The organism is Roseivirga sp. UBA838, from assembly GCF_002296035.1.
Lineage (GTDB): Bacteria > Bacteroidota > Bacteroidia > Cytophagales > Cyclobacteriaceae > Roseivirga > Roseivirga thermotolerans.
Map to the genome: position 1 here is coordinate 1 of NZ_DBHC01000035.1, position 26,191 is coordinate 26,191.

General features: G+C 43.8%; 24 protein-coding genes. 7 read left to right on the forward strand and 17 right to left on the reverse strand.

Annotated elements, in window-relative coordinates; all coding sequences use genetic code 11:
- Positions 1–177: 177 nt before the first annotated feature.
- The 7 genes from B3O12_RS12205 to B3O12_RS12235 form a co-directional block, all read right to left on the reverse strand.
- Complete coding sequence (locus B3O12_RS12205) at positions 178–1,554, reverse strand: pyridoxal-phosphate dependent enzyme (protein ID WP_286745908.1); 1,377 nt, start codon at positions 1,552–1,554, stop codon at positions 178–180.
- Between the two features lie 202 nt (positions 1,555–1,756).
- Positions 1,757–2,737 carry an alpha/beta hydrolase gene (locus B3O12_RS12210; protein ID WP_286756476.1) on the reverse strand — a complete coding sequence of 327 codons (981 nt, stop codon included), beginning with the start codon at positions 2,735–2,737 and terminating at the stop codon, positions 1,757–1,759.
- Between the two features lie 91 nt (positions 2,738–2,828).
- Positions 2,829–3,755 (reverse strand): aspartate carbamoyltransferase catalytic subunit, encoded by a 927-nt coding sequence (locus tag B3O12_RS12215; protein ID WP_286745905.1) that lies wholly within the window; start codon positions 3,753–3,755, stop codon positions 2,829–2,831.
- Complete coding sequence (pyrR, locus tag B3O12_RS12220; RefSeq protein WP_189629016.1) at positions 3,756–4,304, reverse strand: bifunctional pyr operon transcriptional regulator/uracil phosphoribosyltransferase PyrR; 549 nt, start codon at positions 4,302–4,304, stop codon at positions 3,756–3,758. It lies immediately after the preceding gene.
- A 53-nt stretch (positions 4,305–4,357) separates the two neighbouring features.
- Positions 4,358–5,848, reverse strand: a complete 1,491-nt coding sequence (locus B3O12_RS12225; RefSeq protein WP_286756477.1) for a hypothetical protein — start codon at positions 5,846–5,848, stop codon at positions 4,358–4,360.
- An 18-nt stretch (positions 5,849–5,866) separates the two neighbouring features.
- On the reverse strand, positions 5,867–7,417 hold the full coding sequence (locus tag B3O12_RS12230; protein ID WP_286756478.1) for a hypothetical protein: 1,551 nt from the start codon (positions 7,415–7,417) through the stop codon (positions 5,867–5,869).
- Positions 7,414–7,821, reverse strand: a complete 408-nt coding sequence (locus tag B3O12_RS12235) for an EVE domain-containing protein (protein WP_286756479.1) — start codon at positions 7,819–7,821, stop codon at positions 7,414–7,416. The genes B3O12_RS12230 and B3O12_RS12235 overlap by 4 nt, the downstream gene beginning before the upstream one ends.
- A 98-nt stretch (positions 7,822–7,919) precedes the next feature.
- Here B3O12_RS12235 and polX point away from each other — a divergent pair, with 98 nt between their 5' ends.
- From polX to B3O12_RS12250, 3 genes are all read left to right on the forward strand, one after another.
- The gene (polX, locus tag B3O12_RS12240) at positions 7,920–9,629 is read left to right on the forward strand and encodes a DNA polymerase/3'-5' exonuclease PolX (RefSeq protein WP_286756480.1); all 1,710 of its coding nucleotides are present in this window, start codon (positions 7,920–7,922) and stop codon (positions 9,627–9,629) included.
- Positions 9,622–10,635 (forward strand): glycosyltransferase family 9 protein, encoded by a 1,014-nt coding sequence (locus tag B3O12_RS12245; protein WP_189629021.1) that lies wholly within the window; start codon positions 9,622–9,624, stop codon positions 10,633–10,635. The genes polX and B3O12_RS12245 overlap by 8 nt, the downstream gene beginning before the upstream one ends.
- A gap of 126 nt (positions 10,636–10,761) precedes the next feature.
- Positions 10,762–11,031, forward strand: coding sequence for a hypothetical protein (locus B3O12_RS12250; RefSeq protein WP_286756481.1), 270 nt, complete (start codon positions 10,762–10,764; stop codon positions 11,029–11,031).
- A 309-nt stretch (positions 11,032–11,340) separates the two neighbouring features.
- On the opposite strand, the gene B3O12_RS12255 is transcribed toward B3O12_RS12250, so the two are convergent.
- From B3O12_RS12255 to B3O12_RS12295, 9 genes are all read right to left on the reverse strand, one after another.
- Positions 11,341–12,261, reverse strand: a complete 921-nt coding sequence (locus B3O12_RS12255) for a peptidoglycan DD-metalloendopeptidase family protein (RefSeq protein WP_286745890.1) — start codon at positions 12,259–12,261, stop codon at positions 11,341–11,343.
- A gap of 39 nt (positions 12,262–12,300) precedes the next feature.
- A complete protein-coding gene (argH, locus tag B3O12_RS12260) occupies positions 12,301–13,632 on the reverse strand; it encodes an argininosuccinate lyase (protein WP_286756482.1) in 1,332 nt (443 codons plus the stop codon).
- A 70-nt stretch (positions 13,633–13,702) separates the two neighbouring features.
- A complete protein-coding gene (locus B3O12_RS12265) occupies positions 13,703–14,755 on the reverse strand; it encodes a M20 family metallo-hydrolase (protein WP_286756483.1) in 1,053 nt (350 codons plus the stop codon).
- Positions 14,756–15,017: 262 nt separating this feature from the next.
- Positions 15,018–15,794: an acetylglutamate kinase gene (gene argB / locus B3O12_RS12270; protein ID WP_286756484.1), complete on the reverse strand. Its 777-nt coding sequence runs from the start codon at positions 15,792–15,794 to the stop codon at positions 15,018–15,020.
- A 297-nt stretch (positions 15,795–16,091) separates the two neighbouring features.
- Positions 16,092–17,033 carry an N-acetylornithine carbamoyltransferase gene (locus B3O12_RS12275; RefSeq protein ID WP_286756485.1) on the reverse strand — a complete coding sequence of 314 codons (942 nt, stop codon included), beginning with the start codon at positions 17,031–17,033 and terminating at the stop codon, positions 16,092–16,094.
- Between the two features lie 190 nt (positions 17,034–17,223).
- On the reverse strand, positions 17,224–18,351 hold the full coding sequence (locus B3O12_RS12280) for an aspartate aminotransferase family protein (RefSeq protein ID WP_286756486.1): 1,128 nt from the start codon (positions 18,349–18,351) through the stop codon (positions 17,224–17,226).
- 125 nt (positions 18,352–18,476) lie between these two features.
- Positions 18,477–19,430, reverse strand: coding sequence for an N-acetyl-gamma-glutamyl-phosphate reductase (gene argC / locus B3O12_RS12285; RefSeq protein ID WP_286745322.1), 954 nt, complete (start codon positions 19,428–19,430; stop codon positions 18,477–18,479).
- Complete coding sequence (argG, locus tag B3O12_RS12290; RefSeq protein WP_286745323.1) at positions 19,427–20,626, reverse strand: argininosuccinate synthase; 1,200 nt, start codon at positions 20,624–20,626, stop codon at positions 19,427–19,429. The genes argC and argG overlap by 4 nt, the downstream gene beginning before the upstream one ends.
- Positions 20,616–21,299, reverse strand: a complete 684-nt coding sequence (locus tag B3O12_RS12295) for a GNAT family N-acetyltransferase (protein WP_286745324.1) — start codon at positions 21,297–21,299, stop codon at positions 20,616–20,618. Before B3O12_RS12295 ends, argG begins: the two co-directional genes overlap by 11 nt.
- Positions 21,300–21,655: 356 nt before the next feature.
- Here B3O12_RS12295 and B3O12_RS12300 point away from each other — a divergent pair, with 356 nt between their 5' ends.
- From B3O12_RS12300 to B3O12_RS12315, 4 genes are read left to right on the forward strand one after another with little or no spacing between them, the layout of a single operon-like run.
- A complete protein-coding gene (locus B3O12_RS12300; protein ID WP_286756487.1) occupies positions 21,656–22,594 on the forward strand; it encodes a hypothetical protein in 939 nt (312 codons plus the stop codon).
- Between the two features lie 5 nt (positions 22,595–22,599).
- Positions 22,600–23,490: a hypothetical protein gene (locus B3O12_RS12305; protein WP_286756488.1), complete on the forward strand. Its 891-nt coding sequence runs from the start codon at positions 22,600–22,602 to the stop codon at positions 23,488–23,490.
- 3 nt (positions 23,491–23,493) lie between these two features.
- Entirely contained in the window at positions 23,494–24,795 is a 1,302-nt protein-coding gene (locus B3O12_RS12310) for a hypothetical protein (RefSeq protein ID WP_286756489.1), read from the forward strand.
- Between the two features lie 5 nt (positions 24,796–24,800).
- Entirely contained in the window at positions 24,801–25,754 is a 954-nt protein-coding gene (locus B3O12_RS12315; protein ID WP_286756490.1) for a hypothetical protein, read from the forward strand.
- 1 nt (position 25,755) lies between these two features.
- Here B3O12_RS12315 and B3O12_RS12320 read toward each other — a convergent pair whose 3' ends face one another.
- On the reverse strand, positions 25,756–26,187 hold the full coding sequence (locus B3O12_RS12320; RefSeq protein WP_286756491.1) for a hypothetical protein: 432 nt from the start codon (positions 26,185–26,187) through the stop codon (positions 25,756–25,758).
- Positions 26,188–26,191 lie beyond the last annotated feature (4 nt).

Below are 26,191 nucleotides of genomic sequence, written 5' to 3' on the forward strand. Positions count from 1 at the left end.
AGTTTAAGGCCTGTTTTTCCGGCAGACGTTCTTTTCTTACATCGAACTCAGGTTAAGAAATAAAACGGGTGCTCTAAAGGCCGTGGTTACTCTAACCTCAAACCCATCTTAACAGAAAGAGTTGAGACATGAGTGACTAAGCTTTTGGAGCACCCTTATTTTAAGCCAACCCTTAGGTTAGTTGGTAGTCATGGCATTTAGCAGGTCGTGACGGGTAAGAATATGCACATCGTTGTTTTCATCTCTCACCAACACAGCCGGGTTGTCTTTAGTTATGACTGAAGAAAGCACATCTAAAGTATTATCGGCCGAAACAAACTGGAACGGACCATCCATAATTTCAGAAACGGGCTTGGTTTTAAGCTCAGGGTCATCGATCATTTGAGCCAATAGCTTACTATCAATGAGGCTTCCAACAAACTGCTCGCCATCTTTTACCGGTAACTGAGAAATACTCAGGCTGGTCATAAGTTTAATGGCTTCGGCAACGGTAGCATTTTTATCGATTGTGGTGAGCTTGCCATTACCGTTTTGGCGGCTAAGTATATCGGCAGCCGAACTAAAGGCTCTGTCTTCAATAAAACCACGGGCTTTCATCCAGTTATCGTTATAAATTTTGCCGAGGTATCGGGTGCCATGGTCTGGCAGAATAATCACCATTACATCGTCTTCCGTAAGGTTTTCTTTGGCATACTCCAGTGCTCCTGCCACAGCCGACCCGCACGACCAACCGCAAAAGAGTCCCTCTTCGCGCGCAAGTCTGCGTGTCATAATTGCTCCATCTTTGTCAGTTACTTTCACAAAATGGTCAATCAGGTCGAAGTCTACGTTTTTAGGCAGTATATCTTCTCCAATACCTTCGGTTAGGTAAGGATAAATTTCTTTTTCATCGAATACACCGGTTTCCTTGTACTTTTTGAAAACCGAACCATAAGTATCGATACCCACTGAAACAATTTTCGGGTTTTGCTCTTTGAGGTATTTGGAGGTACCGCACATGGAGCCTCCGGTGCCTACACCGGCCGCATAGTGGGTAATTTTGCCTTCAGTATCTCTCCATATCTCTGGCCCTGTGGTTTCGTAATGGGCTTTAGTATTCGACAGGTTGTCGTATTGGTTAGGATAGAAAGAATTTGGAATGTCTTTGTTGAGCTTACGAGCTACGGAGTAGTACGATCTTGGGTCGTCCGGCTCTACATTGGTAGGGCACACAATTACTTCGGCACCTACGGCTTTCAGTATATCTATTTTTTCCTGCGACTGCTTGTCGGCCAGAGTAAATATACACTTGTAGCCTTTGGCTATAGCCCCAAGTGCCAAGCCCATGCCGGTATTACCCGATGTGCCTTCTATAATGGTGCCGCCTGGTTTTAAAATACCGGCCGCTTCTGCATCTTCAATCATTTTAAGAGCCATTCGGTCTTTCATAGAGTTTCCGGGGTTAAAGTATTCTACTTTGACCAGAATGGTACCCGGAATACCTTTGTTTACTGAATTGAGCCGAACAAGAGGCGTGTTTCCTATGGTCTCGATGATTGAATTATAATACTTCATTTGCTTCTATAATAGTTGGGGCAAATTTAGCTTTTCTTCTGATGCCATTGAAATAAAGGATATGTTAACTGTGAGTCATATAGCCGCTGGGCTTACAAACTGTAGTTTTATGTAAGGCCCGGTTTGGTGACTGATTTTTACGGCTATCGAAAATTGCGCTGTAAAAAAACTTCGGCTCATCTAAGAAAAGCCGTGTTCTGAACTAAAGATCGTTGCTTCTCAAGAAAGTATTTACACGGCTGGTGTATCGCTCCTTGTACTCTTCGCGCGTATAGAGCTTTACGTGCTTACAGTCTTTGAAAAGCACAGGGTAGACGTTAAAAAGCCCTTCTACTTCGGTCTCTAAAATGGAAGCAGGAGTTGTTTTGTCTCCATCGCTATACAGAATGAGCGTGGGGAGTTTTGTATTGTTGAGCAGGTAAGAAAGCTTCATTTTATCGCTGTAACCATTTACTTTTTTATCGAAGCTGCCCCATGCCATATTGAAGATGAAATTGGGAATACCCATGCCTTGCCCTTCCAGGCGAGCTGTTTCTTTAATATTGCTCAGGGGGCTGTCGAGAATGAGCTTATGAACTTTGAGCCCATTTTCCTTTTGAAACTCTACCAGGTCTGGTCGGTTTATGGCCACAGCACTGGCCATAGCCCCCATAGAAAAGCCCCAGAGCACAAAATCAGTTTGCCCGTAGTTCTCGTTTAGCATTTTCATGCTGCCCACAATGTCTTCTGCAAACTCATAGCCCAGGGCCGTCTTGGCTTCTTGCGACTTGCCTGAGTTGCGCAAATCGGGGATGAATATATTGTAGAGCGTGTCGAGACCCTGAGCTTTTACAAGCTCCAGATACTTCATGGTTTTTAGCCTGTTGGAGGTGCGGCCATGGTTAATCATTAGTGTTTGAGTAATGCCTTCTTTGGCTGCGGGCATGTACCATCCGTTGAGTGCAACCTCGTCTGTCAGGGAGTTGTAGTCAATTTCACGGTAGGTGTCGAATCCATAGTCTGCCGGTGTTCGTTTCGCTCCAATACCGTAGTTTTCCAGAATCTCCGGATTATCGGTTACATATTCGAAGGTGTGCCGGTCGTAGTCGGTAATGAGCGAGACAAACTTGGGAACGGCTATAAAGTAAAATGCCAGCACGAGTAGTACTACGCTGATGGCTAAAATGCGTAAAAACTTCTTCATTGGTTTCAAAGGTTCCGGACGGTTTATTGTTGCTTAGAGGTCGGTATTTCGGTTGCTGTACAACTAATCTAAGCCAGGTATAATATACCGCTTATTTCGATACGGATGCTAATAAATAGAGTACAGCCATGCGTACGGCTACTCCATTTTCTACCTGATCCAGAATTATGGCGTGTTCTGAGTCGGCCACATCACTGTTTAGTTCTACCCCGCGGTTTATGGGCCCCGGGTGCATTATCACAATTTCTTTGTTCAGGGAGTCGAGTAGCTTTTTACTCACACCATAGTAGAGCGAGTATTCTCTCAACGATGGGAAGTACTTTATGTGCTGTCGTTCCAACTGAATGCGCAAGATATTGGCTACATCGCACCATTCCAGGGCTTTTTTTACATCGAGCTCTACTTTTACTCCCAGCGAGGCAATGTGTTTGGGTAGTAAGGTTATGGGGCCGCAAACCATTACTTCGGCACCAAGTTTTTGAAGTGCAAAAATGTTGGAGAGTGCCACACGCGAGTGTAGAATGTCGCCAATAATGGCCACTTTTTTCCCGGCTACTTCTCCGAGTCGTTCTCGTATAGAGAAGGTATCGAGCAGGGCCTGGGTAGGGTGCTCATGGGTGCCATCTCCGGCATTCACTATGTTGGCTTTTATGTGTTTGGCCAAAAAATGGGGTGCTCCGGGGCTCGAATGTCGCATTACTATCATGTCTACTTTCATAGACAAAATGTTGTTCACCGTGTCGAGCAGGGTTTCTCCTTTTTTTACGGAACTGTTGCTACTGGAAAAGTTAATCACATCGGCCGAAAGCCTTTTCTCTGCCAGCTCAAACGACAGTTTGGTTCGGGTAGAGTTTTCAAAAAATACGTTGGCTATGGTAATGTCTCTCAAAGACGGCACTTTCTTGATGGGTCTGTTGATTACATCTTTGAATTCCTCAGCCGTCTGAAAAATGAGCTCTATATCTTCTCTAGTAAGATCTTTTATCCCCAGAAGATGCTTTGTGCTCAGTTTCTCCATTTAATCTATCTTGTTAATTAGCCAAACATTGTCTTCTTCTACCCCTTTTTGGTGTTTCCATTCCACCAGTACTTTTTGGCTCTCCAAAGTGTTTACTTCTTTGCCTATGTAGTCGGGGAAAATGGGCAGGTGGCTCGAATATCTTCTTTTAACCAAAACCATTAGCTCCACTTTTTTGGGTCGGCCAAAGGCATGCATAGCGTCCAGGGCTGCCCTAACGGTGCGTCCGGTATAGAAAACATCGTCAATAAGAATTACCTTTTTTTCCTCAATCAGAAAGTCAATTTTGGTTTCATTGGCTCTTACAGGAGAGTCTCTTCTGCGAAAATCGTCCCGGTAAAAGGTAGCGTCCAAATAGCCCAGTTGAATGGAGGTGTTGGTGAGCTCCTGCAGGCGCTCCTTAATTCTTTCGGCCAGATAAATACCTCTAGGCTGGAGCCCTAAAAGAACAGTGTTATCGAAATTTTGATGTTTTTCTATCAGTTGCTGACAGAGCCGGCCAATGGTGATGGCTAACTGAGGATGACCTAAAAGAAGCCGCTTTTGCATTTCAGAATACAAATATAGTAAAAGGAATTGCTCAGAGAAGTTTGATCAATTTTTTAATGCGGAAAGTCTGATTTACGAACCCCTGCTATTCCACCGTGACGGGTATAACTCTGAACACGCGCTGTACATTGCCCACCTTGTCCTTCTAAAAGGGTTACAAGGATTTTGTTTTGGTGCCACTCAATGAGCTTTGAGTTGTACACTTTAAACTGCCGGCTGGCCAGATAGGCCTCTAAACTCTGAGCGAATGGGCTTTTATTTTGTGGCTTTATTACTCCCCCATAAAGTTCTTTTTCGTTGCGGGCAATAAGACCTGTTTGACCCTGAAAAGTAGACTGAACGAAATTGTTAAAGCTGGTCTGCTGGGTGTATTGGCCATCTATGTGCAGCGTTTCGGCCAGTTCGCCCTTTTGATTGACCACGGCCAACATGTGATGACTAATGTTCAACGTAAAGCGTAAGGCCAGGTACCTTGTAGACTGGTTCTCAGGAAGGGTAATGACGGAGGAATTTCTGTTTCTCTGCAAAGACCTATAAAATGTCATGCTCAGAAAAAAATGGTTTCCGTCTGTTTGAATGGGAAAAAGGGTGGCCTCTGTTTCGGTAGACCATTTCCCCTTTTTGGCCACTTTTTCTTTGGCTTTGCTCACTACCTTATTGGCTCTTTTTTCTCCCAAATGAGAGAAAAAACCTTCTATTTCAAAAAAAGGGGTAAGCACAATGTCTTTTTTGCTTTCCTGATCGAGCATCACATGAAAAATGCCGCTGTAGCCCTGAGACTTGGGTAAGGTATAAAAGCCCGCAATTAGTTGCTTTCCCCCGGCAAAGTCTGACACGCTACTTACATGCAACTGATAACCGGGCAGTGGGTTGAATATATGTTGTCTCACCAGCCTGCCCTGAGAATCGTAATTTTTAAGTTCGAAGCCAAGGTCTTTGTTAGTGTTGTAATGGCTCGTGATTATTGAAACCACTTCCCACTTTTCATCAAAGGTACACTGGACGAGATTGCTTGTTTGACTGTACAGACCTTGAAGTGTTTGAATGGTGCCGTTGGTCATATCCAGAAGAAAGGCGGTAGAACGGGCATCGAACAAGCCGGCAAAGAGGGCCTTGTTATTAACTACTTCAAAAAACCATACTTCTTTAGATTCGAATAGCGGAACTTTTATTTCGGTGAACTCATACTTTTCGTTGAACTTAATAATGCTCAACTCATTTCTCAGTATTGTTTTCTGGGTAAGTAGGTAGAGTTGACCATTGTTGAAGTCTGTTCGCAGTATATTAGTCCGTACATCTAAAGGAAGAATAACCGTTTGTTGCAAGGCCAATTGTGGGTTGTAAAAATGTACTTTCAGGTGGTAGCTTCTAGACTTTTCGAGCATGTGCTTTTCGAGTATCGCAAAGCCCTTTTCACCCATGCTCACGGTTTCAAAACTTACGGAGGTAGGATCGGCAACAATTTCGACAGCATTGGTTTGTGCCGAGAGAGGAAATAAGGCCGTAAGGATGAGGCCTGCCATTAGGATTAATCGGTGTGTCATACAGTTTGGGTTGAACGGTTAGTGCTCTATGGCTACTGCGTTTACAAAGAATACCTTGCGGTTGCCCTCACCTTCCGGGTTCTTTACGTTCTGAACTCCATAAACCAGAAAGCGATTGCCGAACCAACCTACTATTCCCTGAAATTCTTCTTTTTCGTAGCGCAGCTGATCTTCATCGTCCATCAGCCTCAATTTTTGTACCATCCGTTCTTTTTCGTTGCCATTCAGATGTCTGGTCACTAGTTCCTCATCGAGGTAGTAGGCGTAGTAAGCATCGGCTCCCGACCACTGAAAGGCTCCAAAGGTTCTAAGGGTGCCTTTGAGCTCTTCATCAATATCCATACTGTGATCCCACAACAGCTCGCCTTTGTGATTAATAGCAAAGGCAAAGGCATGGGTAAAATCAAATTCATTGGGTTGGCTGGCACTTCTGAAATTGGAGCGTGTCCAGGCATCGTATGGATTGTAAAAAGGGTCGGTTGGAGCAATCAGCGGACTGGTTACCTGCCGATAGCGCATGTAATTTTGTGTGCTCATGTTCCAGGGCTTGAAAAACTCTCCCATAATTATGAGAGCCTCACGGCTTTCTTCCATTTCGGTAAACAACCCGTCAATTTTATAGCGCCATTCTCTGCCTCTTTTTTTGGCTGTAATGGCTTTGTCTTTTAGCTTTTCGGCCCTGCGTTCGCCATTATGGTCCAGAAAGCTATTGAATTCACCAAAATTGTAATAGCGCATAGTTTGCCGGCCGGTTCGGTCTACATGGTTTACATAGAAGCCGCTGGGGAAGGTGCCGGTTTTTACGCTGTAGAGTCCCACTACCAGTTGCTCTTTGTCTATAATAGAAGATGAAACAGCCGAAAGGAGTTGGTGATCCTTTGCGGTTTCTAACTCATAGCCTCTAATGGCATTGCCATTGTAATCGTAGGTATTTACCACTATGGTGCGGTCTTTCTGAAGGTTTTGCTTGGAAGAAAGCACGTTGAACGTCACACTGTCAGCATTTACTTTTACCTCCAGCAGTTCGGAGTTATTTTGAAACACATTGGGCAGGGTTTTTACCTTGTTGGTGTTAAGGTCGTAAGCAAATACGGCAGGCCTGGACTCAATATAACCACCAATTACCGCATGATCTTGAATAACCTCAAACTCCTGAATGTCCAGATCAACAATAGTTTTAGGTTCAAATTCTTGTAATTCGCGTTGCTTAAGGTCTACTGAAACCAGCTTGATGAGGCGGTTCAGTTGGGTATTTTGAAAGAGTAAAAGGGTTTTGTCTCCCACATAATGATAGCCTTTGAGGTGAAGCTGCCGGTCTACGGTTAACGAATCTGCCCACAAAAAATTCAATTGTTTATCCAGGTGGTGGAAAACCACCGGATATTGTTTATTGTTTCCTTTTAGTTGCGGCTGAACAATAAGAACCCCGTTTTCTTCTTGAGAAATGACCACGTAATCTATATTGTCCCAGTTGTGTTCCAACTCATACCTTCCCAGATGTTGAACCTGAGCCAAAGTCAGGCCGGGCACCCAAAGAATTAGAAAAAGTATGCTTTGCAAACGTGTCATTCCTGAGCCATCTTAAGAATTTGATCAAACTCTTCTTTTTTAACCGGTTGGACCGAAAGCCGCGAGTTTTTGACCAGCACCATTTCCGATAACAACGACTCTTGTTTAATGTCTTCTAAAAAAACCGGTTTTTTAAGCTTCTGTTTAGGCACAAAGTCAACCACCACCCAACGGTCGTCATCAGTTGTGGGGTCGGGGTAGTGCTCACTTACACACTCTGCTATGCCCACCACGGCTTTTTCGTTCACACTGTGGTAGAACAAAGCAAGGTCTCCGGGTTTCATGGCCTTTAGGTTATTTCTGGCTTGGTAGTTTCTCACACCATCCCAATGGTCTTGGCCTTTTTGAACAAGATCATCGTAAGAATAGGTATTTGGCTCAGATTTTATCAACCAATAGTTCATAATCAGTTATTTTTAACTTTGCGTGCTGACAGACAGTAGTTAGTCTTTCCGGCCTAAAAAAGCAAGTATTATCATCGCTCATTAACAAATCAAGTCAATTGGATAACTCAACAATTCTTAAACAACTCAAGCTGCTGGCTTCACTTATGGAGCTGCACGATGAAAACACTTTTAAAATAAGGGGTTATCAGAACGCCATCTTCCAATTAGACAAAATGGATGTGAACCTTGCGGCCATGAGTCTTGCCGAACTTGAATCGTTGCAAGGGGTGGGCAAAGGTATTGCGGCCACCATTCAGGAACTAGCTCAAACAGGAACATCAGAGGCACTGCAAAACTTATTGGAAGCAACTCCCGAAGGTATAGTGGAACTGCTGGACATGAAGGGCATTGGTCCTAAAAAAATCAAAGTGCTATGGAAAGAACTGGGTATTGAAAGTGGCCATGAACTAAAGGAGGCGGCCAACTCGGGCTTGGTGGCTAAACTCAAAGGCTTTGGCGAAAAAACGCAGCAAACCATTATTGAGGCATTGGAATTTAAAGAAGCCAATGCCAACAAACTGCACTACGCTGATGCAGAAGTGATAGCCAATGAATTGGTGGAACACCTTAATGGTATGAAAAATGTTGAGAAGGCTACCATTACCGGAGGGCTCAGGCGCAAGCTAGAGGTGGCTGAGAGCCTGGAAATTTTAGTCGCTTCTTCAGACTTCAATGCTCTTGAGGAAGAGCTTGGTGCTCTGGAGCCTTTTGAGCAGTTAGTAGAAGAAAGTGGTCCGCTTGTTTGGAGAGGAACCTTTAAAAAGCACCGCATACCTGTTGAGCTTATGCTCTGTGATCCGGCTCATTTCGTGCGCGAACAATTGCTAAAGACTGGCAGCCAGCGACACATTAGTATTCCTGTTGCCAACGATATGAGTCTTCGCGATATGGCCTACACCGGGAACTTCGATTCTGAAGAAAAAATTTACGAAGCCCTAAACATGGCCTATGTGGCCCCTGAGCTGCGCGAAGGAACATTCGAAATAGAACGGGCCAAAAGCAACTCACTACCTCGCTTGGTTGAAATGGAAGACCTGAAGGGGATTCTGCACAACCACTCTACTTATAGCGATGGTAAACATTCACTCCGACAAATGGCTGAGTATTGCAAAGAGTTGGGTTACGAGTATTTGGGCATTTGCGACCATAGTAAGTCTGCCTTCTATGCCAATGGACTTAATGAAGAGCGGGTGGCGCTACAGCACCAGGAGATAGATGAGCTGAACAAAGAACTAGCTCCCTTTAAAATATTCAAGGGGATAGAGTCGGATATTCTTAACGATGGGAGCCTGGACTATGCCGATGATGTGCTGGCTAGTTTCGACTTTATTGTGGCCTCTGTCCATTCCGTTCTAAACATGAACAAGCAGAGGGCTACACAACGCCTTTTGCGAGCTATTGAAAATCCGTACACCACGATACTAGGTCATCCAACAGGGCGTTTGCTGCTCAGAAGGGCCGGATACCCTATAGACCATAAGGCAGTAATAGACCATTGCGCCAAACATAACGTGGTGATTGAGATTAATGCCAACCCATGGAGGCTCGATTTGGATTGGAGATGGGTTAACTACGCGTTGGAGCAGGGGGTGAAACTCGCTATAAACCCCGATGCGCATGCTATGGAAGGGTATCATCATATGCAATACGGCTTGCTTATTGGGAGAAAAGGGGGGGTAACAGCTGAAATGACCTTGAATGCCATGAGCAGAGATGCCATAGAAAAGCATTTCTCAGAAAAGAAAGAACAAGTAGCCAATGCCTAAGAAGGTATTAATCATTCGTTTTTCATCCATTGGAGATATAGTACTTACGACCCCGGTAATTAGGGTTATAAAAACTCAAATGGACGATGTGGAGGTGCACTATGCCACAAAAAAGCACTTTTATCCGGTGCTGGAAGCCAACCCATACATCGATAAGTTTCATTTATTGGAAGGCGATTTGAAGGGCCTGATTCGTGAGCTTAAAGCCGAAAAGTTCGACTTTGTGGTAGACCTTCACAACAACCTTCGAACCAGGAGAATTAAGGCTGCCCTACAAGCAGAATCGGCAGCTTTCCCAAAACTCAATTGGGAAAAGTGGCTCATAGTCAACCTCAAAGTAGACAAGTTACCCAATGTACACATTGTAGATCGGTATTTGGAAGCTGCCCGGCCGCTTGGCGTGAAAAATGATGCTCTCGGTTTGGATTACTTCATTCCCGAAAAAGATGAGGTGGAGAAAGACTGGCTTCCCGAAACTCACCAAAAAGAGTTTGTGGCTTTTGCCATTGGTGGCAATCACGAAACCAAGAAGCTTCCGCTGAACCGAATGATTGAGCTTTGCGATAAAATCAATAAACCCATTGTGCTGCTGGGAGGCAAAGAAGATGCTGAAAACGGAGAGCAAATTGCCGGGTTTTTCGATAGAGCGCATGAAACCGAAGACTTTAAAAAGCCGCTCAGTGAATTGGGTAAAAAGGCTCTTATATACAATGGCTGTGGCAAGTTCTCTATCAATCAAAGCGCCTCGATTCTGAAGAAGGCAACGTATGTCTTTACTCATGATACGGGGATGATGCATATTGCAGCTGCACTCAAAAAGAACGTATTTTCTATCTGGGGTAATACCATTCCGGAGTTTGGCATGTATCCTTACCGAACCAAGTTTACCATACTTGAAAAGAAAGGATTAGGCTGCAGGCCCTGCTCCAAGATTGGTTACAAGAAATGCCCTAAAGGACATTTTAAGTGCATGAATGAAATAGTATTCGACTTCTGGCTACCTTAGCTACTGTTTGTATGTTGATCTAAGAAATCGGTCATTCTGAATTTATTTCAGAATCTATCTTGGTCGCTAACGAATTGAAGACCCCGAATCAAGTTCAGGGTGACGACTTTTAAAAAAGGCTCATTTATGAAACACAAATCCCTTCAGACCATCTCGCTTGTTCTGGTAATGATCTCTCTGATTTTGGAGGTTGGTTATGATCAGGCCTGGTTTGAGTTCAACAATCCTCAGGCACTTTTCGGGGTTTCGTTAGCCCTTGTGTTAATCTCCATGTCCATTAATGTGAAGATTATCAGAACACTGGGGATTAAGCCGCACACCCGAAAAACCAGCCAGTTGGCATTGGTCATTGCGGCACTATATGCAGTAGCTGTCTTTGGACTGGAGTTAATATGAGTGAATCCACTTGGATATACCTAATAGTACAAGTTCCATTCGTCATGTGGACGCTTAGCATCTATTGGTTAAGTAAGTGGAAAAGGTTTTGGTATTTCTTTTGGATCAATGTTGCGATTAGTACTTTGGCTCTGATTTATTTTCTCTTCATACAGCCAGTTTTTGATGGGGCAGATCCTTACGGATTAGACCTGCTCTTCAGTATAATTTTTTACCTGATGGCACACAGCTTGGTTGGGTTTATCTTTGCATTACTATACAAGCTGTCTGTTAAATATGGCTGGTTTAGATCTAAACAATCCACCTGAGCTATCTTTTTCCAGATAAGTATTTTTTACGTTCACGTTTGCTCATTTCCTGGGTAATGATGTCGTCTGTTAGCCTGGCCTTGTATAGCTTATTAGGTTTCAGCTCACCCTCATGATTTTCAGTAATAAATTTGGGAGTTACATAACCAATAGAGCTCCACTCTTTGTAATCACTGCTCATCTTAGGGTCTACGATTAGATAGGTAACACGAAACATAAGTAGTGCCTCACCGGTATTGGAAGTTTGAGTGGCTATGGCCATAGGGTCTCCGGGAAGCAACTCTTCACCCACTTCAATCAGGGCTGAATTATTTTTAAAGTTGGTGTACCGGGCCACGGTTCCGTCTTCATGCCTTACCCGAATATAATTTCTCTCAGTGGTAAAAGTGTAGTTTAGATTGTCGGTTTGATTGTCTGCTTGTATTTCTTCAACGACCCCTTTGCGTGCAGCCCGGATGGTGTCACCATCAACAAGACTAAAACCAATAGCATAGAAGTTTTCGGGAGTTTCCTGTTGAAATGTTTTAGCCAAATGTTGAAGGGGTTTAACACCTACCTCAATTCCGGACGATACAGGCAAAGCATATAGCACGTCCTCAATCTTAGGGTTGGCCGTTCCCTTCCAGTACACTACGCTATAACTATAGTCCGGATCGCCATACCCATCCTTAGAGAGCTCAAAAAGTTTGGTGTTTCCGGGAGGGACTGCCTTTATAAAAGGAAGTGAGGTACTCGACCTCAGATTATACAGTCTGTTGAACTTAACTACCACTGTATAATAAGTGGTGCTCAAGTTTTTTGCTTCAAAAACATACTCCTGACTTTTAGGGTTGAAAGTGCCATCTACACGCACAATTCGGTCTTGAGCGGTTATGTAAAAAGACATTAAAAGGGTAGAAAGAATCAAGCTAATCCTAGTCATTGTGTTTGTTTTTAAAAGACTAGAATAATAATTCAAAAATTACTTCACAAGCTTTTCAATCCTCTTTTCCCAATGTTCAAAGTTGAAGGAGTTCAATTGTTTTTCCATTGAAGCGCGAATGGCATCGGTCATTAGGTTGCCTATGCTACCCTCGTGATTGTGATTCACTTTTCTGACGGCTTTGAATTCCCCAGCATTTACGTCTTTTCCTACCTGAATGTAAGCTTCGCGGAAGGGCACTCCTGAAAGCACCAAACGGTTCACTTCTTCCACAGTAAACAGGTAATTGTATTTATCCTGATCGATCAAATCATTCTTGATTTTGATATGCTGAAGCATATATTCAGCCATTTCCAAACAAGCTTTCAAATCTTCCAGAGCAGGAAATAACAGTTCTTTTAACAACTGCATTTCACGGTGGTAACCCACAGGAAGGTTAGCCGTGAGCATGGCAATGTCATTCGGCAGGGCCACAATACGATTGCACTTGCCACGAATCAGCTCGAATACATCGGGGTTCTTTTTGTGTGGCATTATACTCGAACCTGTGGTGAGCTCATCCGGGAATGTAAGGAATCCAAAGTCCTGCCCCATGTAGAGGCAAACATCCATAGAAAACTTGCCCAGAGTGGCGGCAATGGATGCCATTCCACTGGCTAATTGCTTTTCTGCCTTTCCGCGCGACATCATCGCGTAAACCACATTATGGTGCATGGCTTCAAAACCCAAAAGATCGGTAGTCATTTGGCGATTCAAAGGGAAGGATGAACCGAAGCCTGCTCCTGAGCCCAATGGGTTTTTGTTTACCATCTGGTAGGCCGAATGAAGTGCGTTCAGATCATCGACCAAACCTTCGGCATAAGCTCCAAACCATAGTCCGAATGAGCTCGGCATGGCCACCTGCATGTGTGTGTAACCCGGAATAAGTACCGATTTGTATTCTTCGCTCAAAGCAGTCATTCTATCGAAAAGCGCCTTTGTGCCTTCCACAATTTCTTTGACCTCCGAACGCATGAAAAGCTTCAGATCCACTAAAACCTGGTCGTTTCTGGAACGGCCACTATGGATTTTCTTACCCACGTCACCCAGCTTTTCAGTGAGCATAAACTCAATTTGAGAATGAATGTCTTCCACATCATCCATCATCTCAAACTCGCCATTTTCCATGGTTCTATAAATGGCTTTGAGTTCGGTATGAATGGCTTCTTTTTCTTCAGCTGTTAGCAGGCCGATAGACTCCAGCATGGCCGTATGAGCCAGCGATCCCTGCACATCAAACGGTGCCAAGAATATGTCGAATTCAAGGTCTCTACCTACTGTAAACTGCTCAACTTTGGCCGAGCTTTCTATGTCTTTTTTCCAGAGTTTCATGTGATGAAGCTGGAAGTCCGTAGACCGAAGACCGAAGTCTTGCTTCCGTCTTCCGTCTTCTGTCTTCCGTCTATTTTAAAAATCGATTCAATAATTCAATATACAATTCTATCCCCTGCTCAATTTCCTTCAGGTAAATATACTCATCTGCTGTGTGTGATCTTGCCGAATCTCCTGGGCCTAGCTTGAGGCTTGGAAACGGCATTAACGCCTGATCGGACAGCGTTGGAGAACCATATTTGGTCATGCCGAGGCTTTCTCCAGCTTTCACAATGGGGTGAACTGCCGGAATAGATGATGGGTTAAGTCGGGTGGATCTTGCCACTACTTCGCAATCAACCGACTGCTGAATGAACTCAAGTACCTCCTGATTGCTCATGACATCCGTAGTTCGAACATCTACCACGAACTGACAAAGATCGGGCACCACATTATGCTGTGTTCCGGAGTTCACCTGAGTCACGGACATTTTAATAGGTCCAAGCCAGTCAGACTCTTTTTCAAAACGGTAATTCTGAAACCAATCGATGATTGGCAATACCTTGTAAATGGCATTTTCCCCTTCATCTCTGGCAGCATGACCAGCCTTTCCTTTTACAGAACAATCGAGTACCATCAATCCTTTTTCGGCAACCGCCATTTGCATCAAGGTAGGCTCACCTACAATCGCAAAGTCTATCTCTCCCAACTCGGGCAAAGCCAGAGCGACCCCATTCTTGCCAGAAATCTCTTCTTCAGCCGAAGCGAGCAAAATGATATTATAAGGCATTTCCTCTTCATAAAAATGAAGAAAAGTGGCGAGTAATGAGACGAGGCATCCGCCAGCATCATTGCTACCCAAGCCGTATAGTTTTCCATCTTCCACGATAGCCTTGAAAGGGTCTTTGGTATACCCAGCATTGGGCTTCACCGTGTCATGATGGGAGTTGAGCAGTAGCGTTGGTTTTGAAGCATCGAAATGTTTGTTCTTTGCCCAGATATTATTCTGCAACCGTTTTGTGTCAACACCATGAGATTTCAACCGCGATTCAATCAGGTCAGCAGTTTTATCCTCCTCTCTGCTCAAGGAGGGAATTTCAATCAGTTGCTTTAGAAGCGATATGGCCTGTTTTTTTAATTCCATTCCAATATTTTATTTGCAGCCATCATTGCGTGCCTGCCTGTCGGCAGACAGGGCACAGCAAAATGGACTCCGTTAGTCAGCGCGGAACTTAGTGCAGCTAAGAATCTCTTTCGGTATGAGCTGATCGTTTCTGCAACGTCATTCCCGACTTGATCGGGAATCCCCCAAAGGGTTTTTCCAAGTTTGTTAGGGATTTCCCTGTTCAGAGAAATGACGAGTCTAAAGATGACTGGTTTATGCATTATGTAGCTGTAGCACCACTTCATAGTTTAATCAGCGTTCCGGCTTCAGCCTTGTTCAAATCTGAGAACTGAATAATTCTAACGCTCGTAACTCCAGCATTCAGGGCATCAAAGGCATTGTCCAGCTTTGGAATCATCCCGCTATTGATTACTCCTGAATCCTTGTATTCCTGATAGTTCTTAGGCTCAAGTACCGGAATCACTACTTTGTTCTCAAAGTCAGAAAGCACTCCTGGTTGCTCGAAGCAATAAACCAGTTCCACCTCAAATTCCCGGCTCATAGCAACAGCCAATACCGAAGCAATGGTATCTGCGTTGGTGTTGAGCATATGGCCTTCACCATCGTGAGTGAGCGCACAAAACACCGGATTCACACCCTGATTCAATAGGCTTTGCAGCAAGGAAATATTGACACCATCTGCTGTAATGTCTCCCACAAACCCATAGTCAATCTGCTTGACGGGGCGTTTTTTTGCCAACATGACATTGCCATCAGCCCCGGTTAATCCAATCGCATTGAAGCCTTTGGACTGCAGCTGAGCTACAATTTTCTTGTTGGTTAAACCACCATAAACCATGGTCACCAGATCGAGGGTCTCAGCATCAGTGATTCTGCGGCCATCGACCATTTTGGCTTCGATGCCTAGCTTGTTCCCAATCTGTGTAGCGATTTTGCCTCCACCATGCACCAGAATTGCCGGTTCAGATCGTTGGGCAAAATCAGTAAGAAACTGATCCAATGACTTGGGGTCATCGATCACATTTCCACCTATTTTGATTATGGTTAGTTTGTTCATTTTATTTCTGTCCATCCCCTACCCCCCACGGGGACAAGAGTCCGTTTTAGCACTGCCTCAAATCTCCTCCTGACAGGAGGAGCCTGCCTGCAAAGGCAGGTGCCCGCCCCGATACTTCGGGGGGCGAAGAGGTCATTTTTTTATAGGGTTACTCATTTAGATTACATTTGTTAGATCCAGTATGCTAGCCACAAGCTGTGTCTTCACAGCGTCTTTTAACAGCCATTTGTGAAGACACAAATGGAGGCAAGGTTCAGAATTATAATTCTTGCGACTTAAGTAAGTAACCCTATTTTTTTATTTAAGCAACTCCGCAAAAACCGCCTGAGCGCTATACACTCTGTTCTTTGCTTGCTGCAGGTGAATGGCATTCGGGCCATCCAATATTTCATCCTTAATCACTAATCCTCTTCTAACCGGCAAACAGTGCATCACTTTGGCATTGTTCGTTACGGCCAATTGTTCATTGCCAAAACTCCAGCTTTCATCCTGACTTAAAATCTGACCATATTGCTGGTAAGAAGACCAGTTCTTCACGTATACAAAGTCAGCACCTTCAAGGGCTTTCATCTGGTTATATTCTACAGGTACTCCTCCGGCAAACTCCTCTGCCAGCTCATATCCTTCGGGGTGAGTGATGGTCAGGTCTACAGGTGCCTCTCGCATCCATTCCACAAATGAGTTTGGAACCGCCTGAGGCAATGCTTTTACATGCGGAGCCCAGGTGATTACCACCTTAGGTCTTTCGGACTTTTTCCAGTGTTCTTCTATGGTCATCCAATCTGCCAGACTTTGCAGTGGGTGTCTGGTAGCGCTTTCAAGGCTCACTACAGGAAGGCCGGAATACTTGATGAAAGCATTCAACAGCTGCTCTGAATAATCGGTATTTCTGTCTTTTAGCTCAGGGAAGGTTCGAACCCCCAACACATCGAAATACTGGCCCAATACTCCTGCCGCTTCTTTAATGTGCTCAGCTTTGTTACCGTTCATCTTCACTCCATCTTCAAATTCGAGTGCCCAGCCATCCTTTCCAATGTCTAGCACAATGGCTTCGGCACCAAGGTTCTGAACAGCTACCTGTGAGCTCAGGCGTGTTCTCAAACTTGGATTGAGAAATATCAGTCCAGCCCTTTTTCCCCTGGCAAAATCAGGAGTGAAAGGGTTGGCCTTGATTTCCAGGGCCTTTTTTACCAGACCGCTTGGGTCTTTGACATCTTTGACAGAAGTGAAGTTTTTCATTTTTATGCTACCCCTCAGTCCTTCGGACAGCCAGTCTCAAAAACTTCTGTCATTCCCGACAACGTCCCGACACATCGGGAGGGAATCTCCTCATGTTGACTCGAAGGTCGATTGAGATTCCCAGTCAAGCTGGGAATGACAAAGCAAGAACTTTTGAGACAGCCTCTGCCCATTTGGCGAAGTGGTTGTTTTATTTATTCAACTCAATTTTTAATGCTTCAAGGAATTGGTTTAACTCTTCCTTGGTAACGGCCAGTGACGGCAATAATCTCATTGTATTTTTATCGCCAGCCGAGCCGGTAAATATTTTATGGCTGAAAAGCAGATTCTTTCTTAGCTCAGCCACCGAGAAATCGAAGCCCAGACCAAGCATAAGCCCCATTCCACGCACTTCTTTAATTTGTGGAATAGACTTGAGTTCGGCTATCAACAAGTCTCCCAATTCGGCTGCATTAGCCATTAGGTTTTCCTGTTCTATTACCTCCAACACGGCTAATGAAGCGGCACAGGCTAAATGATTTCCTCCGAAAGTGGTACCCAACATTCCATGCCAAGGCTGAATGTGAGGAGCAATCAAAATCATAGCCACTGGAAATCCATTACCAATACCTTTAGCCAGAGAGATTACATCAGGTTGAATACCACTGTGTTGATAAGCGAAGAACTTTCCAGAACGACCTGCTCCGGATTGCACCTCATCCATGATCAACAAGGCGCCAGCTTCCTTACAAAGCGCTGAAACCTGCTGCAGATAATCATTGCTTGGCACATAGATACCCGCAACTCCTTGCATTCCTTCGATAATGACAGCAGCTGTCTGATCATCAAGCTCAGCTTTAAGTGCCTCAATGTCATTCATCGGTACAAAAACCACCTGATGATCAGCATTGAATGGAGCCACGATTTTCGGGTTGTCAGTAGCAGCAACCGCACCTGAAGTTCGGCCATGAAAGGCTTGCTTCATGGCGATTACTTTCTTTCTGCCAGTGTGAAAGGAAGCCAGTTTCAGAGCATTTTCATTGGCTTCGGCACCCGTGCTACAAAGGAATAATTGATAGTCTTCGCAGCCTGAAATTTCACCCAGTTTCGCAGCCAGCTCCTCTTGAATAGAATTCTGAACAGCATTGGAGTAGAAGCCAAGAGCGTTCAACTGATCGGTCAGTCTCTTCACATAATGTGGGTGTGTATGGCCAATTGAAATCACCGCATGACCTCCATAAAGGTCCAGGTATTCAGTTCCTTCTTTATCCCAAAGTTTTGACCCCAGCGCTTTTACGGGCTCAATATCGTAGAGGGGATATACATCGAATAATTTCATTTTCTATCTCTTTGCTGTCATTCCCGCGCAGGCGGGAATCTCCTATTTATGTAGCCTAAGCCCGATAGGGATTCCCCTGAAAAGGGGAATGACGTGTTATAGTTGTTGTTGTGAAGGCCGGGGCTCTAAAAAGCACTCGCCTTCAATTTCAGCCCAGTGGTTTCTTCTAACCCGAACATCAGATTCATGTTTTGTACGGCCTGGCCGGAAGCTCCTTTTAGCAGGTTGTCAATGGCTGATTGAACCATCAGATAGCCATTGTGCATCTGTAAATGGATAAAGCATTTGTTGGTATTGACCACTTGCTTTACATCTAAAGGACTATCGGTCACCCAAGTAAAAGGGTGCCCCTCATAATATTCTTTATACACTCTAATGGCTTCTTCCAAAGGCCACTCACAGTACTGATAAGCTGAGATCAGAATACCTCGGGTGAAATTCCCACGATAAGGAACAAAGTTGATGTTGTTCTCAAACCAAGGCTGATATTGCATCAATGACTTTCTGATTTCTGCCAAATGCTGATGCTGAAATTCCTTATAGGTAGAAATGTTGTTGTTTCTCCAGCTGAAGTGAGTCGAATCAGATGGCATCACTCCCGCACCGGTAGAGCCGGTGGTTCCTGAAACGTGCACTTCCTTCAACATGCCATTATGAGCCAGTGGAAGCAAAGCCAATTCAATGGCTGTGGCAAAACAACCTGGGTTGGCTACAAAATTAGCCGATTTGGTGGCCTCTCTATTGAGCTCTGGTAAACCATAAACTTTGCTGTCATCCAATCTGTAGTCATGAGCGAGGTCAATGATCTTCACAGAATCGTCCACATGATTCGCCTCCATGAACTTCTTAGAGTCGCCATGGCCCATGCAGAGGAACAAAACGTCTACTTCGCTGTGCCATTCTGGTACGAACTCCAGTTCGGTTTCGCCCAACAGATCGCTGTGTGAAGAATAAAGCTTTTTACCTGCCTGACTTCGGCTTTGAACAAAGCTGATTTCAGCTTCCGGGTGGTTGAGTAGAAGACGGATCAATTCTCCGCCAGTGTATCCAGCACCTCCTATAATTCCTACCTTAATCATATCTCTTCTTCGTTCACCTGATGGTAAATGGCATTTTGATTACCGAATATCTTGGCAAAGCCTCTTACATCGTCACCTGTCCATGATTTGTTCATTTCTCCATAGTGGCCGAATTTGGCAGACATTAGGTCGTGAACTGATTCAATACCATTGATCTGATATCTGTAAGGGAATAATGTCAGGAATACATCGCCTGTAACATTGCGCTGCGTGCTTTTCAGCATCGCCTCAAGATCGCGCATCACTGGGTCAAGGAACTGGCCTTCGTGCAGCCAGTTGCCATAGAATGCAGAAACCTGATCTTTCCAGTAAATCTGCCACTTGCTGAGCACGTGTTTCTCCAATGCTTGGTGAGACTTGATGAGCAACACACTGGCTGCTGCCTCAAAACCAACGCGGCCTTTGATACCGATGATAGTATCTCCCACGTGAATGTCTCTTCCTATTCCGAAAGGACCGGCAATTCTCTCCAGGGCTAAAATGGCCTGGGCAGGCTTGTCATAGACTTTGTCGTTAATGGCTTTGATTTCACCCTTTTCGAAAGTCAGTTTTAATTCCTCTGCCGCTGTCTTTGTTACTTGAGTAGGGAAAGCAGATTCCGGCAGGTTGCCATTGGATTTCAGCGTTTCTTTTCCTCCAACAGACGTACCCCAAAGGCCTTTATTGATGGAATAAACAGACTTGGTAAAGTCGAAGTCTACTCCTTTGGACTGTAGGTATTCAATCTCGGCTTCTCTTGAAAGACGAAGGTCACGAATAGGTGTGATGATCTCCGCTTCAGGCATAAAGGTTTGGAAGATCATATCGAAACGAACTTGATCGTTTCCGGCACCTGTGCTACCATGAGCAATGGCCTTGGCACCAACTTCCTTGGCATACTGGGCAATGGCTACTGCCTGTGAAACGCGCTCAGCACTTACCGAAAGCGGATAAGAACCATTTTTTAGAATATTGCCGAAGATGAGAAAGCGTACTACTTTCTGATAGTAGTTGTCTGTCTCATCTATGGTTTTGTGCGATTTTACGCCTAAGCTTTTCGCTCTATCTTCAATTCTTTTGATTTCAGCCTCATCGAATCCACCGGTGTTTACTACCACAGAGTGCACTTCCATCCCTCTATCTTCGGCCAGGTATTTTACACAAAATGATGTGTCTAAACCACCACTGAATGCCAGTACCACTTTGTTATTTTCCATTTTCTTTTTTCTTTTTCCGTTCGTCTATCTTCAGCAATACACTCTTTTTAAATTTAATCCAGCGCTCAAAGAGCTTAAGGTCTTTGTCTAGCTCTCTCTCGGTCCAGACGGTCCTTTTGGGTTTAATATTTTTCTCCCAGGCCGGATTATAAAGCATGGCTGTACAAATGCAGTTCTTTCTGTTTTTTGCGGTGAGAATGTCAAAGTTCACACAGGTCTTACAGCCTGCCCAGAAGTCTTCATCTTGTGTAAGCTCTTCGTAGATCACGGGCTTATATCCTAATTCGGAGTTGATTTTAAGCACGGCTGCTCCAGTAGTTAGACCAAATATCTTTGCTTCCGGGTATTTTTTGCGGGAGAGCTTAAATACCTCCTGCTTGATCCGCTTTGCGAGCCCATGGCCACGAAACTCAGGATTGACAATTAGGCCCGAGTTGGCCACAAACTGGCCATGGCTCCACACCTCTATGTAGCAGAAACCTGCCCATGTACCATCTTGGGCATAGGCAATGACGGCTTTGCCTTCATCCATTTTTTTGGAGACATATTCCGGAGTGCGCCTGGCTATTCCCGTGCCTCTTTTGGCAGCCGATGAAGCAATTTCATCGACTATAGTTTGTGCATAGTGCACATCGTTGGAGGTGGCCGGTCTTACGGTAAATTTTAATTCCATTTGCGGGTTGGGTATCAAAACTAAGCCTGTAAACAGACTTGGGTTGAAATTCAAAATGATTAAACTAAGAAATATAGGTTAAAGAGTCACCACGTAGGCGACAAAAGGAAGCAGTGGCGACTAGCGCCTATCTTGCCTGATAGTGCAAACAGCCCTCTCTCCTCTTGAAACAGGAGACACACCGGGTGGGGTTACTATGTTAGCTGCGTTTTGCATTGAGGGGACAAAGGAAATAAAAAGTTTGAAATGCACAAATAAGAATTTTTCATAAGGGGTAATGATCGTTGCTTACAATCAATATTTTATTTCTGATTTATCTGTTTCTTTAGCTACATTCATTACAAACAATAAACATTATGAAAAAAACTCTTTATTCCATTCTAATTCTTCTTGCTACAACTTCCTTGTTTGCTCAATGGACAACCAGTGGATCGGATATATATTATAGTTCTGGTAATGTTGGGGTTGGTACAAGCTCTCCTTCCGAAAAACTTCATATAGTAGGGAGCATAAGGCTTGAGAATGGATTTGATATCATTTCAAATGACAACTTCGCCATCAATGATGGCGTCTATGATCGCTTTATTTATAACTCCGGTAACTATTATAGAGCAAAATCCATCCACGCTTTTTATAAGGAGAATACCGAATTGATGCGACTGACGGAGAATGGTCATCTAGGTATTGGTACCACTACTCCTTCAGATAAACTACATGTATCAGGTGGCGGTATAATTTTACACAACCTGGGGCGAGACCAAGACAACTCCAACATTATCAAAATTTCAGAAGGGACAAGCGATCAATTCTTCTTACAGGGAATGTTTGCCGGAATAGGCTCAACAGGCAACTCCATAAGGGTTAAATCAGCTTGGCAAGACGATCTACTATTTATGAGAGGTGACGGCAACATTGGAATCGGCACCTCCTCCCCGTCCGAAAAACTCGAAGTCAACGGTACCATCCGCTCCAAAAAGGTTAAAGTTGAGGCATCGCCTTGGCCTGACTACGTTTTCTCCTCAGATTACAAACTCAGACCCTTAAACGAGCTGGAACAATTTGTCCAGCAAAACCAGCACCTACCGGAAGTGCCCTCTGCCAAAGAAATAGAAGCCAATGGTCAAGACTTGGGAGATATTCAAGTGGTGCTTTTAAAAAAGATTGAGGAGTTGACGTTGTATGTGATTGATCAAGACAAGAGAGATAAAGAGCAGCAAATTCTTATTGAAAGGCTGCTATCTGAGAACACCTCTCTTAAAAAAGAAATTGAAATCATTAAAAACCAAAAACAATAAACATTATGAAAAAGCTCATTTACTCTGTTCTTATTCTTTTATCTTCTACTTGGATGTTTGCTCAAGGCACAAGAATCGACTTAAGTCCCCTGTACTATAATTCGGGCAGTGTCAACGTAGGTGGATTCAGTAATCAAGGCCTGATTGTTAGACATCTTTATGGAAAAGAGCCTAATACAATAAATCAAGATGACCTGTATCTAAATTATGCCAATGGAAAAGCAATCTATGTTGGGTACGGTGGAACGAATTCTAATTTATATGTGAGTGGAACGATTTACTCAAATACCAACTATGGACTAATTCTATCTCCGGTAAGCGGTGATGCAGTTATTAAAAGAGGTAATTCTGGCAACCTCATGATCAGTTCTGGTGGTACGGGAACAGATGTAAGGTTCAATTATAATTATGGGGGAGGTAGTGGTGGAATCCGTATCTACGATGGGGGTATTAGCAATCATGCTCAATTAAAGGTTAACTCAAGTGGCAATCTATCCATCATTCCCACTGGAGACAAAGTACTTTTTGAAAGCGATATTGAGACCAAGAAAGTCAAAGTAACCCAAACTCCAGGTAACTGGCCAGACTATGTCTTTTCCTCTGCATACAACCTCAGGCCATTAATCGAGCTAGAGCATTTTATCCAGCAAAATCAACACCTACCCGAAGTGCCTTCTGCCAAGGAAGTAGAAACCAATGGGCAGGATTTGGGGGATATTCAGGCCGTACTCTTGAAGAAGATTGAGGAGTTGACGCTCTACCTTATTCAGGAAAATAAGGAAAACTCAAATCTCAAAGGACAAATCACAAAAGTGGAAGATGAAAATCTAATGCTAAAAGAAATGTTCCTTGAACTCAAAAAGGAAATCGAAACCATTAAGAACCAAAAACAATAAACCATGAAAAAGACTATTTATACCCTGCTTATTCTTTTGTCGTCTACTTTAACATTCGCTCAGTGGACAACCAGTGGCTCCAACATTTACTACAATTCCGGGAATGTTGGAATTGGGACGGCATCGCCAGTAGCAAAACTGCATGTTAATGGGGCCATTCTCTCTAATGGGCTTACTTCTTGGGGGACAGTTGCTTTTTATTCAACCCAGTCTGGAAACCAAAATAAGCGGCTCACCTTGAACACCAATGACGGAGATAATATCTTTTTGTACAACTATGATGACGTGGCCAATACATTTCATACGCTCAACATCGGAGGACAACATTCTTTGTCAAGTGGTCTGACCATATTAGGTGATGGGAAAGTTGGAATAGATATAAACACCCCAAGCGAGAAATTACATGTAAATGGCAACATTAACGCTACTGGCATGAATCGTAGAATCTATTTAGGGGGGCAAGGTGGAAGTACTTTTGGAATGGCCTATGATTCCAATTTTCCACATTACGGCATTTTCTATACTGAAGGTTCACCTGACTGGGTTTCAATTTCACCGAATGGCAATTCAACCAATGGGGTGCTGAATGTTAAAGGAGATGGCAAAGTAGGTATTGGTACGCAGAGCCCCACTAATACATTGCATATAGAAGGCGATTTGCTTCTGGATGTTTTTGGTAACAGTGGGCATGAAAGAGGTATCTTTTTTAGAGAAGGTTTTAGCAACGTCAACAAGTATAATGTTTCAATTCTAGCGTATGATCATAATAATGGAGGTGTATCCCCCGATGGATTATCAATCAACGGGTTTGATGGCGTTTCATTTAGCACAGGTTCTGACACTAGAAATGAACGAATGAGAGTTGCTCAAAACGGAAACGTAGGCATTGGCACCACCTCACCCAACGAAAAACTAGAAGTCAACGGCACCATCCGCTCCAAGAAGGTTAAAGTGGAAGCATCACCCTGGCCGGACTATGTCTTCTCTCCCAATTTCAAACTCAGAACCTTAGATGAGGTTGAGCAATTCATTGAACAGAACCAACATCTGCCAGAGGTACCTTCGGCTAAAGAGATAGAAGCTAACGGCCAAGACTTGGGGGATATTCAGGCAGTGCTTTTAAAGAAAATTGAGGAGTTGACGCTTTATACCATTGAGCAAGAGAAAAGACTTCAGGCTTCAGATGACAGATTTCAGGCTTTAGATTCCAAATATCAGAAATTGGAGAGCGAAAATAATGGGTTAAAAAGTCTGCTTCTCGAAATGAAGAAAGAGATTGAAACTATTAAAAACCAAAAACAATAAACATTATGAAAAAGGCTCTTTATTCCCTACTAATTCTTCTTGCTACAACTTCCTTATTTGCTCAATGGACAACCAGTGGATCGGATATATATTATAATTCTGGTAATGTTGGGATTGGTTTAGACGACCCTCGAGTTAAACTCCAAATATCAGGTTCTGTTGAATCGCATGGGGCTCTAATATCAAAATTTAGTAATCTAAGTCCCAGTGATTTCATTACAAGTAATACTTATCGAAGTTTTACTGCCTCTGCTCTTACAGATGGGAGTGGAGTTTCCATCAGTAGATATTTTAATTATCGGTCAGTACATGGAGGATATGTAGATTATAATTCTCAGGGTTATGGATTCTACAGTCAGGGTGCTTATCCTCGGATGTTCATGGAAGTCATTTCGGGAAACCATGGGGCGTATGGTTACTTGCCAAGTGACTCCCCAGTAAGAAATGGCTATATCTATCAGCAGATTAAAGGGCCTTCGGGGAGTGGTTTAAGTACTCCAATCAAAGCGACATCCTCCAATTCATCTTTTTTATGGGGTGTTAAATCAAATGGTGATCTCATTGTTGATCATAATGTTGGCATCGGCACGACATCACCCTCAGAAAAACTCGAAGTCAACGGCACCATCCGCTCCAAAAAGGTTAAAGTTGAGGCATCGCCTTGGCCTGACTACGTGTTCTCTTCAGATTACAACCTCAGACCCTTAAACGAGCTGGAGGATTTTATCCAGCAAAACCAGCACCTGCCAGAAGTACCATCTGCTCAGGAAATAGAGGCTAACGGCCAAGACTTGGGTGATATTCAGACAGTTCTCTTGAAAAAGATTGAGGAGTTAACTTTGTATCTCATTGATGAGAATAAAGAAAACGAAGCCTTAAAAAAGGAGAATCAAGACCTAAAAGAATTGTTATTGAGCTTGAAGCAAGATGTAGAAATTCTAAAAACCAAAGTGAACTAAATCACTTTGGCTTAAAAAACATAGTTAGGATTCTCATCAAAAAGTATCCTGCAAATGGCAGAATGGGTGTGGCATAAGTATATGCCCACCAAATTTCAGAGGCATTATCCTGTCTGCGGAAGCTGGCCGACCAGTTGCCTGAAAGCAGATAGGTTACGGGAATCCAAAGAACTCCTAGAACTAAGCTTGCTAGAACACAGATTCGAAATACTTTTAGTGGAATAGGATGAACTTTCCTGGTACTTCTAATGATGAGAAAGTTGAGAGGAAATAGCACGAACATAACCGCAGTCATTAAGTTGCCCCAAGGCAAACTACCTCCTTCCACTACCGGCATGGTCAATAGGGGCGATCCTGTGGCCAGTGAGGTTATCACAAACATCTGAATGAGCACTGAGGCAAGAAAGAAGTATTTGATTCGTTTATTGTTCATCTTA